Annotated in this window: 14 protein-coding genes; 7 read left to right on the top strand and 7 right to left on the bottom strand. The window is 76.1% G+C overall.

Annotated elements, in window-relative coordinates:
• Positions 1-36: 36 nt before the first annotated feature.
• From ACFU5J_RS21665 to ACFU5J_RS21655, 3 genes are read right to left on the bottom strand one after another with little or no spacing between them, the layout of a single operon-like run.
• Positions 37-780, bottom strand: a complete 744-nt coding sequence (locus ACFU5J_RS21665; protein WP_430580094.1) for a hypothetical protein — start codon at positions 778-780, stop codon at positions 37-39.
• On the bottom strand, positions 777-1,400 hold the full coding sequence (locus tag ACFU5J_RS21660) for a TetR/AcrR family transcriptional regulator (RefSeq protein WP_430580093.1): 624 nt from the start codon (positions 1,398-1,400) through the stop codon (positions 777-779). The genes ACFU5J_RS21665 and ACFU5J_RS21660 overlap by 4 nt, the downstream gene beginning before the upstream one ends.
• Positions 1,393-2,280 (bottom strand): alpha/beta fold hydrolase, encoded by an 888-nt coding sequence (locus ACFU5J_RS21655; protein WP_430580092.1) that lies wholly within the window; start codon positions 2,278-2,280, stop codon positions 1,393-1,395. The genes ACFU5J_RS21660 and ACFU5J_RS21655 overlap by 8 nt, the downstream gene beginning before the upstream one ends.
• 148 nt (positions 2,281-2,428) lie before the next feature.
• Between ACFU5J_RS21655 and ACFU5J_RS21650 the strand changes: the two genes are divergently transcribed.
• The 3 genes from ACFU5J_RS21650 to ACFU5J_RS21640 all read left to right on the top strand — a co-directional run bounded on the left by ACFU5J_RS21650 (position 2,429) and on the right by ACFU5J_RS21640 (position 4,679).
• The gene (locus ACFU5J_RS21650; RefSeq protein ID WP_430577054.1) at positions 2,429-2,857 is read left to right on the top strand and encodes a YciI family protein; all 429 of its coding nucleotides are present in this window, start codon (positions 2,429-2,431) and stop codon (positions 2,855-2,857) included.
• A gap of 47 nt (positions 2,858-2,904) precedes the next feature.
• Positions 2,905-3,342: a YciI family protein gene (locus ACFU5J_RS21645; RefSeq protein ID WP_430577055.1), complete on the top strand. Its 438-nt coding sequence runs from the start codon at positions 2,905-2,907 to the stop codon at positions 3,340-3,342.
• Between the two features lie 92 nt (positions 3,343-3,434).
• Complete coding sequence (locus ACFU5J_RS21640; protein ID WP_430580095.1) at positions 3,435-4,679, top strand: RNA polymerase sigma factor; 1,245 nt, start codon at positions 3,435-3,437, stop codon at positions 4,677-4,679.
• 11 nt (positions 4,680-4,690) lie between these two features.
• Here ACFU5J_RS21640 and ACFU5J_RS21635 read toward each other — a convergent pair whose 3' ends face one another.
• Positions 4,691-5,665: a DMT family transporter gene (locus ACFU5J_RS21635; RefSeq protein WP_430580091.1), complete on the bottom strand. Its 975-nt coding sequence runs from the start codon at positions 5,663-5,665 to the stop codon at positions 4,691-4,693.
• Positions 5,666-5,747: 82 nt separating this feature from the next.
• Between ACFU5J_RS21635 and ACFU5J_RS21630 the strand changes: the two genes are divergently transcribed.
• Complete coding sequence (locus ACFU5J_RS21630; RefSeq protein ID WP_430577057.1) at positions 5,748-6,653, top strand: LysR family transcriptional regulator; 906 nt, start codon at positions 5,748-5,750, stop codon at positions 6,651-6,653.
• A gap of 64 nt (positions 6,654-6,717) precedes the next feature.
• Complete coding sequence (locus ACFU5J_RS21625; RefSeq protein ID WP_430577058.1) at positions 6,718-7,119, top strand: FKBP-type peptidyl-prolyl cis-trans isomerase; 402 nt, start codon at positions 6,718-6,720, stop codon at positions 7,117-7,119.
• A 74-nt stretch (positions 7,120-7,193) separates the two neighbouring features.
• Here ACFU5J_RS21625 and ACFU5J_RS21620 read toward each other — a convergent pair whose 3' ends face one another.
• Positions 7,194-7,556, bottom strand: a complete 363-nt coding sequence (locus ACFU5J_RS21620) for a hypothetical protein (RefSeq protein ID WP_430580090.1) — start codon at positions 7,554-7,556, stop codon at positions 7,194-7,196.
• Positions 7,557-7,586: 30 nt separating this feature from the next.
• Positions 7,587-8,855, bottom strand: coding sequence for a class I SAM-dependent methyltransferase (locus tag ACFU5J_RS21615; protein WP_430580089.1), 1,269 nt, complete (start codon positions 8,853-8,855; stop codon positions 7,587-7,589).
• Positions 8,856-8,933: 78 nt separating this feature from the next.
• Here ACFU5J_RS21615 and ACFU5J_RS21610 point away from each other — a divergent pair, with 78 nt between their 5' ends.
• Positions 8,934-9,272, top strand: a complete 339-nt coding sequence (locus ACFU5J_RS21610) for a SelT/SelW/SelH family protein (protein ID WP_430580088.1) — start codon at positions 8,934-8,936, stop codon at positions 9,270-9,272.
• 93 nt (positions 9,273-9,365) lie between these two features.
• On the opposite strand, the gene ACFU5J_RS21605 is transcribed toward ACFU5J_RS21610, so the two are convergent.
• A complete protein-coding gene (locus ACFU5J_RS21605; protein WP_430577062.1) occupies positions 9,366-9,782 on the bottom strand; it encodes a DUF5997 family protein in 417 nt (138 codons plus the stop codon).
• 53 nt (positions 9,783-9,835) lie between these two features.
• Here ACFU5J_RS21605 and ACFU5J_RS21600 point away from each other — a divergent pair.
• A partial coding sequence (locus ACFU5J_RS21600; RefSeq protein ID WP_430580087.1) for a LysR substrate-binding domain-containing protein occupies positions 9,836-10,602 on the top strand: 767 nt, incomplete at its 3' end.

Below are 10,602 nucleotides of genomic sequence, written 5' to 3'. Positions count from 1 at the left end.
GCCGTCGCCGTTCGTCGTCGTTCGTCGCCGCCCCGATCAGTCGCGGGCGGCCAGGCGGTGCGCGGCCCAGGCGACGAGGCCCAGGCCGACGGCCACGAGCGCGCCGTGCCCGACGCGCACGGCGGGGGTGCCGAAGAACTGGGGCAGGTAGAGCACCAGGCCGCCGGCGAGGACCACCCCCGACCAGCGCGGGGCCGCGCCGCCGCGCCACAGGGCGACGGCGGCGAGCACGCCGGCCGCGGCGACCAGGGCCAGGCCGAGGCCGAAGAGGGTCATGGCGGCGGGCTGCTCCCGCAGCACGTCGACGTCGGCGAGGAGGGCGGTGTCGCCCGTCCGCAGCGCGGCCTGGGCGAGGGTGCGGATGCCGAAGATCTCGGCGCCGAAGTACAGGGCGCTGAGCCCGGCGCCGGCCCACGCGGTCACGACCGCGGCCGTGGCCGCCCGGGCGCCGGGCCGCCCGCGCAGCAGCGACCGCACCCCGAGGAGCGTCGGCGCGAGCAGCCCGAGCCCGGCGATCCCGCACAGGTGGGCGACCACCCAGCGGTCGGACGCGAAGCCGGCGGCGAGGGCGAGGGTCGGCACGGACTCGTCCGGCCAGGGCCGCAGGGCGGGGAAGAGCAGCAGGAGCGCGCCGGCGGCGACCGCGCCGGCCACGGTCCAGCGCGCCACCGCGGGGGACGGCGCGGCGTCGGGCGGCGCGGGCGGCGTGGACGGAGCGGACGGAGTGGACGGAGTGGACGGAGTGGTGCGGGCGGGGGCCGGGTGCGGTGCGGCGGTCATGGCTGCTCCTTCGGGGCGGCCGACGGCGGCGCGTCGGCGAGGGCGGTGACGCCGGCGACGAGCATGTCGACGACGGCGTCGAAGCTGCGGTCGAGGTCCTCCGGGAGGCGGAACCCGCCGCCCAGCTCGAGGGTGATGAAGCCGTGCACGCCCGCGCGCACGGCGCGCACCGCGTCGATGGTGCGGTCGTCGGGGAGCCCGAAGCCGTGCAGCACGGCCCCGACGAGGGCGACGACGCGGGTCGCCGCGGCGCGGTGCTCGGCGTCCTCGGCGACGTCGGGGTCGGGGTCCGGCGCGAGCTGGGTGGCCGCGTACCGGCCCGGGTGCGCGAGGGCGTAGCCGCGCCAGGCCCGCGCGAGGGAGCGCAGGGCGTCCGGGCCGGCGCGGCCGACGGTCGCGGCGGCGGAGGTCGTGGTCATCTCCTCCAGCGCGACGAGCGCCACGTGCCGGCGCAGCGCGGCCAGGGAGCCGACGTGCTTGTACAGGCTCGGGGTGGCGACCCCGGCGGACGCCGCGACCTTCGCGAGCGTGAGGTCGGCGAGCCCGGTCGGCCCGCCGGCGTCCACCTGCTCGAGCGCGATGCGCACGACGGCGTCGCGGGACAGGCCCGCCCTAGGCACGGGCACCCCGCTCGTCGGCGCCGTCGCGCTCGTCGTCGTGCCGGGCGGCGGGCAGGCCCGCGAGGAACTCGACGACGGCCGGGGTCACGACCTCGGGCGCCTGGTGTTGCGGGTAGTGGCCGACGCCGGGCACGAGGAGCTGGTCGCCGCCGAGCGCGTCCCGCATGCGCCCGAGCTCGGCGCCGGCGTCCTTGTAGTCGGGGTCGAGCTCGCCGACGACGACGAGCGACGGCGCCTCGACCGAGGGGACCAGCGGCTCGATGACGGAGTGGTCGAGCGCGACGGCCAGGTCGCGGAAGGAGCGCAGGTGCGCCGGGTCGGACATGCTGCGGCGGATCTGCGCGACGTGCTCCGCGTGCCGGGAGGACTTGCGGCCCTTCGCGAACATCGAGGTGTACAGGGAGGCCCACGCCGCGGCGCCCCACGGGCGGACGAACAGCGCGCGGTACAGCAGGCGGTAGGTCCGGGCCTGGGCGGGCGAGGCGGTCTCGCGCAGGTGGGGGGCGAGGAGCACGAGCCCGCGCACCAGCTCGGGGCGCTGCGCCGCGGCCCAGACGGCGGCGGAGCCGCCCATCGAGCTGCCGACCAGCACCGCGGGCCCGGCGTCGAGGTGCTCGACGAGGGCCACGAGGTCGGTGCCGGTGGCGACGTCCCCGTGCGTGCGGAACGTGGTGTCGGAGTCGCCGTGGCCGCGCAGGTCGGCGACGACGACACGGTGGCCGGCGGCGACGAGCGCGGGGACGAGGTCGTCGTACGTGGAGCGGAGGTCGCCCATGCCGGGCACCGCGACCACGAGCGGGCCGGTGCCCGCGTCCGTGTAGGCGATGCGCCCCTCGGGGCGGCCGAGGTACCGGAGCGACGCGGTCGGGTTGATGTCCATAGCCGCAAAGCTAATACCATTAGCCGAACGGCGCAAGAGGTTCGTCGAATAAAGTTCTGCGCCCGTGTCGATCCCGTCGTTCCCCGTTCGACCTGGGGATGAGAGGGTCGCCAGGAGGGTGGCCGCGATCACGACAGGGAGCACCACGATGGCCAAGTACATGCTGATCATGCGGGCCGACGACGCGTCGCAGCGCGCGTTCGAGGAGTCCGGCCTCAGCTTCGACGACATGCTCGAGCGGATGGGCCGCTACAACGACTCGCTGATCGACGCGGGTGTGCTGGTGGCCGCCGAGGGGCTCGACGCGCCGGAGAAGGGCGTCGTCGTCGACTACTCGGGCGACGAGGTGGTGGTGACCGACGGGCCGTACGGCGAGACCAAGGAGCTGTTCAACGGCTACTGGATCCTCCAGGTCGACACGATCGACGACGCCGTCGCCTGGGCGCGGAAGGCGCCGCTCGCCGGGCCGGGGGTGAAGGCCGAGATCCGCCGCGTCCCGTCGATCGACGAGTTCCCGCAGGACAACGAGTGGGTGCGCCGGGAGCGCGCCTGGCGCGAGCGCACCCACCAGCTCTGAGCCGGCGATCCGCCGACACCCCCCCACGACCGAACGGAGTGATGACGATGCCGAAGTACATGCTGATCATGCGCGGGACCGACGAGGGCCAGGCTGCCTACGAGGAGCTCGACTTCACCGAGGTCATCGCGGCGATGGGCCGCTACAACGAGTCGATGATGGACGCGGGTGTGCTCGCCGCCGGCGAGGGCCTGGCCGACGCGTCGGAGGGCGCCGTCGTCGACTTCACCACCGACACGCCCGTCGTGACCGACGGCCCCTACGGCGAGACGAAGGAGCTGTTCAACGGCTTCTGGATCGTCGACGTCGCCTCCAAGGAGGAGGCGATCGAGTGGGCCAAGCGGGCGCCGCTGAGCGGTGCGGGCACCAAGCTCGAGGTGCGCCGCGTGAACGCGGTCGAGGACTTCCCGCAGGACAACGAGTGGATCGAGAAGGAGAAGGGCTGGCGCGAGCAGCAGGCCGAGCAGGCCCAGCAGGGCCGGTGACCTCGCCGGTGACCTCGCCGTCGACCTCGCCGTCGACCGGGGACGGGGGCCGCGCCGACGACGGCGCGGCCTCCCGTCGCGCCGTCGAGGCGGTGTGGCGCATCGAGTCCAGCAGGATCGTCGGCGCGCTCGCCCGGTACACGAACGACTTCGCGCTCGCCGAGGACGTCGCGTCCGAGGCGCTCGCGGAGGCGCTGGTGGCCTGGCCGCGGGACGGCGTGCCGCGAGACCCGACGGCGTGGCTGCTGGCCACCGGCCGCCGTCGCGCCATCGACGCCTTCCGCCGCCGGGCCGGGCGCGACGAGCGGTACGCGGCGCTCGCCCGCGACCTCGGGGAGGGTGGCGTGGTGACCGGCGGGCCCGGCACGGCGGTCGAGGTGAGCGACGACCTCCTGTGGGACCCGGACCGCATCGACGACGACCGGCTCGCTCTGCTGTTCGTCTCCTGCCACCCCGTGCTCGCCAAGGAGGCGCGCGTCGCGCTGACGCTGCGGGTCGTGGGCGGCCTGACCAGCGAGGAGATCGCCCGGGCGTTCCTGCTGCCGGTGCCGACCGTGCAGGCGCGCATCACGCGGGCGAAGAAGACGCTGGCCGCCGCGCGCGTGCCGTTCGAGGTGCCCACCGCCGCGGACCGGCCCGAGCGGCTCGGCTCGGTGCTCAACGTCCTCTACCTCATCTTCTCGGAGGGCTCGACGGCGTCCGCGGGTGACGACTGGATGCGCCCCGACCTGGCCTACGAGGCGGTGCGGCTGGCACGCGTGCTGACGCGCCTCGTCCCCGACGAGCCGGAGGCGCACGGGCTGCTCGCGCTCCTCGAGCTCACCGCGGCGCGGTTCCCCGCCCGGACCGGCCCCGACGGGGAGCCGGTGCTGCTGGAGGACCAGGACCGACGGCGGTGGGACCGGTCGGCGGTCGGCCGAGGGCGGGACGCGCTCGCGCGGGCGGTCGCCGTGGGGCGTGGCCTCGGCCCGTACGGGCTGCAGGCGGCGATCGCCGAGCAGCACGACACGGCCCGCTCCGTGGCGACCACCGACTGGGAGCGGATCGTGCTGCTCTACGAGGCGCTGGGCCGCGTGGCGCCGTCGCCCGTCGTCGAGCTCAACCGGGCGGTCGCGGTCGCGATGGCGTCCGGGCCGGCCGCGGGGCTCGCCATGGTCGACGACCTCGTGGCCCGCGAGGTGCTGTCCGGCTCCTACCTGATGCCGTCGGTGCGCGGGGAGCTGCTGGCGCGGCTGGGCCGCCGCGACGAGGCCCGCGAGGAGCTCGAGCTCGCCGCCCGCCTGTGCGGCAACGCCCGCGAGCGCGGCGTGCTGGAGCGCAAGGCCGCCGGCCTCTGACCGACGACCTGTCAGGCCGGGCTCGACCCCCGGGCCGCCCGGGCCGCCCGGGCAGGTCGGCGGGGGAGGGTGGCGACGGCGACGCCGGCCAGCGCGAGCACGCCGCCCAGCAGGACGACGGGTGCGGGGACCTCGTCGAGCAGCGCCCACGACAGGAGCACCACGAGCGGCGGCACAGCGTAGGTGGAGGCGGCCGCCCGGCCGGCGCTCACGCGGGCGAGCGCGTAGGCCCAGGTGGTGAACGCGATCGCCGTCGGGAAGATCCCGAGGTAGACGACGCCGAGCAGGGACGACGTCGGCGCGGCCGCGGCCTGCGTGACGAGCGCCGGGAGGAACGGCAGCGCCGCGACCGTGCCCGCGAGGCACCCGAGCCAGGTCATGGTGAGCGCGTCGACCTGGGGGAGCAGGCGCTTCTGCAGCGTGGCGGCGCCCGCGTAGAGGACGGCGGAGGCGAGGCCGAGCACGACGCCCGCGACGTCGAAGCGGCCCGACGTCGTCGCGACGGCGATGACGACCACGCCGGTGAACGCGACGGCGATGCCGGCCAGCAGCCGCCGCGGGAAGCCCTCGCGCAGCAGCACCCCCGCCAGCACGGCGACCAGCATCGGCGCGATGTTGACCAGCAGCGCGGTGGTGCCGGCGTCGAGGTGCTGCTCGGCCGCGTTGAGCGTGAGGTTGTAGGCGCCGAACCACGCGACGCCCCACGCCAGCACGAGGACGAGCAGCCGGCCGCGGGGGAGGCGCACGGGGGTGCGGCGGCGCAGGCGCGCGACGCCGAGGATCACGGACAGCGCGGCGGTGCCGACGGCGACCCGGCCGAGCGTGAGCGCCCCGGCGTCGAGGTCGTGGCCGACGGCGCGCACGCCGACGAACGCGGACGCCCACAGCACCACGGTGACGGCCATCGCCGCCGCGGTGAGCGCGCCCAGCGGGGCCGGGCGGGCGGGGGCGGCGACGCGCGTGACGTCGGGGGTCCTCGTGGCCATACGCCGATCCTGCCCTGCCACGACCCATCAGCACCAGTTCAGATATCTACCGAATGCTTCAGTCTCGCTGTAGTGTCACGACATGCTCGACGTCCACCGCCTCCGCGTCTTCCGTTCCGTGGTCGCCAGCGGCTCCGTCGCCGCGGCGGCCGGCAACCTCGGCTACACGCCGTCGGCCGTGAGCCAGCACGTCGCCGCGCTGCAGCGCGAGACCGGCCTGCAGCTGCTCGCGCGCCACGGCCGGGGCGTCCGGCCCACGGCGGCGGGCCAGGCGCTCGCCGCCCAGGCCGACGGCCTGCTCGCCCGGCTGGGGGAGGTGGAGACGTTCGTGGCCGACCTGCGCTCCGGCCGGTCCGGCAGCCTGTCGATCGCGTACTTCGCGTCGGTCGGCTCCGCCTGGCTGCCCGCCGTCGTCAGCACGCTCACCGAGGGCTTCCCGGGCGTGCGGCTCGACCTCGAGCTCACCGAGGAGATCCCGTCCGACCCGTCCCGGCGCGCCGACGTGCAGCTCGCCGTCGCGCAGCCCGACTTCCGGCCCGCCGCGGGCACCACCGCCCACCACCTGCTCGACGACCCCTACGTCGCCGTCGTCCGCGACGACCACCCGCTGGCCGGCCGGGACGAGATCGAGCTGGCCGAGCTGGTCGGCGACCGGTGGATCGACAACGACTTCGCCCGCGGGTGGTGCCGCCGCAACCTGCTCGAGGCGTGCCGCGCGGCCGGGTTCAGCCCCGCCTTCGCCGTCGAGGCGCACGACTACCCGACGGCGCTCGCGTTCGTCGCCGCCGGCATCGGCATCACCGTGCTCCCCGCGCTCGGCTCCGCGAAGCCCGCCGCCGGCACCGTCGCCGTCCCCGTGGTGCGGCCCGTGCCGGTGCGGTCCATCTACGCGCTCGTCCAGGACGCCGTCGCCGACACCCCGCCGGTGCGGGCGGCGCTCGCGGCGCTGCACGACGCCGCCGGGTCGTCGATGGCGTCCGCGTCGTAGGCTGGACGACGCACTGCCGCGCGGGCCCCGCCCCGCGGCTCCCGGACGAAGACGAGGTACCCCTGTGACCACGCTCCCCACCGCCACCGGCGGCTTCGGCGACAAGCCCCAGATCACGTTCCCCGAGGGCGACGCGCCCGCCGGCCTGCAGGTGCAGGTGCTCACCGAGGGCGCCGGCCCGGTGGTCGACGCCGGCCGCACCATCGTCGTGAACTACCTCGGCCAGACCTGGGGCGGCGGGGTGTTCGACAACTCCTACGACCGCGGCCAGACCATCGACTTCCCGATCGGCGTCGGCGCCGTCATCGGCGGCTGGGACAAGGGCCTCGTCGGCCGCAACGTCGGCGACCGCGTCCTGCTGTCCATCCCGGCCGAGCACGGCTACGGCCAGCGCGGCGTGCCGCAGGCCGGCATCCCCGGCGGCGCGACGCTCGTCTTCGTCGTCGACGTCGTCGGCGTGCGCTGACCTCGCACCGCTCCTGACGAGGGGCCGTCACCCGTCCGGGTGGCGGCCCCTCGTCGTGCGGCGACCGCCGCCGGTCAGCCCTCGGCGGGCTCGACCAGCAGGGTCGTGTGCTGGTTCTCCAGGCCCTCGACCATCACGAGCGTGCAGGCCGTGACGCGGCCCCGCCAGGTCGCCGCGACCGGCAGGTCCGGGCGCGGGTCGAGGGGGTAGCGGTTCGGCGTGAAGCTGTTGCCCCCGTTGCCGCCGGCCGACGCGTGGACGTGGTTCATGTAGCGGATGCCGGTGTCGAGGTCGACCACCACGGGGTGCGTCGACGGCTCCGCGCCCGCGAAGCCCCGCCGCTTCTTCTCCGGCCGGGTGTCCGTGAACTCCGTGATCTCGACGGCGTGCCCGACGGCGATCGGCGCGGGGTAGTTGAGGGTGACGGTGCGCGGCATGGCCTCACCCTAGGGGCCGGGGTGCGGGCGTCAGCGGCGGCGGGACCGGGTGACGGTGAACTTCGGGTTCTGCTCGATGTGCACGGTGGGCCCGACGTCGCGGGTCAGCGCCTGGCGGTAGTGCAGGGCGGTGTTGAAGACGCACCACAGCTCGCCGCCCTGGCGCAGCGCGCGCCCGGCCGCGCGGAACATCCGGTGCGCGGCGTCGGTGCGCACGGCGGCGCGGTCGTGGAACGGCGGGTTGAGCAGGATCAGGTCGAGGCTCGCGGGCTCGAGGTCCTCGCCCGCGTCGTCGCGCAGCACGGCGACGCGCTCGCCGACGCCGTTGGCCGCCGCCGTGGCCTTCGTCGAGGCGACCGCCGCGGCGGAGCGGTCCGTCGCGAGCACCCGCGCCTCGGGGTAGCGGAGCGCGAGGACGGTGGCGAGCAGGCCGGTGCCGCTGCCCAGGTCGAGGGCGTCGTTCACACGGTCCGCGGCGGGCCACTTCGCCGCCGTCGTGAGCAGGAAGCGGGTGCCCAGGTCGAGCGACGGCCCGGCGAACGTGCCGCCGTGCGCGGCGACGGTGATCCCGTCCGGCGCCGATCCCGCGGCGGAGGCGGCCGTGAGCAGCTCGGCGTCGCGCAGGACGGCGCGGACGGGGAAGCTGGGCTCGGCGTCGCGCGCCTCGGGCCGCACGCCCGACGCGACGAGCACCCGGGACTTCTGGCGCGCGAGGCTGGCGCGGACGTCGGCGAACGACGCGGCCAGCACGTCGTTCATCGAGCGGGACATGTGCTTGACCCGCCCGCCCGCGAGGACGGTGACGTCCTCGGCGGCGTGCCGGGCGATCGCCTCGGCGATCTCGGTGAGCTCCGCGAGCGACGGCGGGAGCTGCAGCAGCACCACGCGGGCGCCGCCCAGCAGGTGCTCGTCGACCCGGTCGCGGAGGTCGATCTCCACGGAGGGCCGGTCCCCGCGCACGAGGTCCAGGACGCCCGCGCCGGCCATGTTCCGCTCCAGCGCCGCCTCGGCGGTGACGGTGTCCGTGCACGACCGCACGTCCGGGGCGCCCAGGGTCGCGGCGCCGAGGGTCAGCGCGCCGAACCGGTCGCCGAGGACCACCACGTCGCCGGGCCCGGCTTCCGCGAGCAGGGGCGCGGCCTCGTCGAGCAGCAGCCGGTCGGTGGCGTCGACGGCGACGGGGCCGTCGGCGCGGGAGCCGTCGTCGGGCCACGGGGTGAGGGACGCGAGGACGGTGGCGAGCCGCGAGGTCGGGTCGGAGGTGACGGGCGTGTCGTCGGGCGCGGGGGAGTGGTGCACCCGTCCAGTGTCCCCGACCGGACCTCGTCCTGCGGACCGGGCGGCCTGGGCGGCCCGGCGGCGCCCTACCCTGGCGCCATGAGCGAAGCCTCTGACGCGCCGGAGCCGACGTCGACCGCGCGAGTGTCGATCACCTACTGCACGCAGTGCCGGTGGCTGATGCGCGCGGCGTGGGTGGCGCAGGAGCTGCTGCAGACGTTCCGCACCCGACTCGCGGAGGTGGCCATCGTGCCGGGCACGGGCGGGGTGTTCCGCGTCGAGCTCGAGCCGGGTGACGGTCGTCCCGTGGTGCTGCTGTGGGACCGCGCCGTCGAGGGCGGGTTCCCGGAGATCCCGCCGCTCAAGAAGGCGATCCGCGACGCCGTCGCGCCGGATCTCTCCCTGGGCCACACGGACCGGGTCCAGCCGGGCCGTTGAGCCGATCGGTTCGGCAGCTCGTCGATCGCGTCGGCACGTCCGCCTGCCGACGTGATCGACCGCCTGCCGAACCGAACCGATCGGGAGGGGTGCTCAGCGGGAGCGGCGCTCCGCGCGGGCGGCCTTCTCGGCCTTCTTGGCGGCCTCGGCCGCGACGCGGTCCTCCTCCTCGCGCACCTTCGCCGCCGTCTCGCGCTCGGAGACGAGCCAGGCCGGCGGGTCCTGCCGCAGCTCGTCGATCTGCTCGGTGGTCAGCGGCTCGGTGATGCCGCCGCGCGCGAGACCGGCGATCGAGACGCCGAGCCGCCCGGCGACGACGGGCCGCGGGTGCGGGCCCTGACGGCGCAGGTCGTCGAGCCACTGCGGGGGGTTCTTCTCGAGCTCCTCGAGCTCGGCGCGCGTGATGCCGTGCTCCTGGAACTCGGGCGGCGTGGCGGGCAGGTACACCCCGAGCTTCTTCGCCGCGTTCGTCGGCTTGAGGACCTGCTGGGAGAAGGGGGTTCCGGCCATGGCCCCAGCGTAGTCGCGGCGGACGGCACGGCACGCCCACGTAGCCTGGACCCGTGACCTCCCAGCCGGGCGATGCCCTCGACGACCCCCCGGACGACGCCCTCGGGGAGCAGCCCGACGACGGGCGCCCGACGTTCCGGCTCGGGTACGTGCCGGGCGCGACGCCGGGCCGCTGGGCCGGCACCTGGCGCGACCGGCTCCCCGACGTCCGCCTGGAGCTGGTGCAGGTCGGGGCCGCCGACGCGCCCGCCGCGCTGGCCGAGCGGCGCGTGGACGCCGCCGTCCTGCGCCTGCCGGTGGACGGCGACGTGCTGCACGCCATCCCCCTGTACACGGAGCTGCCCGTCGCGGTCGTGTCGCGCGACCACCTGCTCGCCGCGACCGAGGAGGAGGAGGTCGTGACGGCGGACGACCTCGCCGACGACGTGGTGTGGCTGGCCGCCGACGACGTCCTCTACCCGGGCGACGCCGCGACGCCCGGCCGCAGGCCCGAGCCGTACGACGACGGCGCGGGCGGCGTCGTCGAGCCGGAGCGGCCCGCCACCGCGGCGGACGTGATCGCCCTGGTGGCGACGGGCGTCTGCGTCACCGTCGTGCCGATGTCGCTGGCTCGCCTGCACCGGCGCAAGGACGTCACGTACCGGGTGCTCGACGGTGGCCCCGACGCCCCCGTGGGCCTCGCGTGGCTGGTCGACGGGCTGTCCGACGACGAGCGTGAGCTCGTCGAGGAGATGATCGGCATCGTGCGCGGCCGCACCGTGAACAGCTCGCGGGGGCGGGCCGGTCGCGAGCGCGCGGAGGCGGCCGAGCCGGCCCGCGA

Source organism: Isoptericola sp. NPDC057559 (genome assembly GCF_042801555.1).
GTDB lineage: Bacteria > Actinomycetota > Actinomycetes > Actinomycetales > Cellulomonadaceae > Isoptericola.
This window is presented reverse-complemented; position numbering and strand designations above follow the sequence as displayed.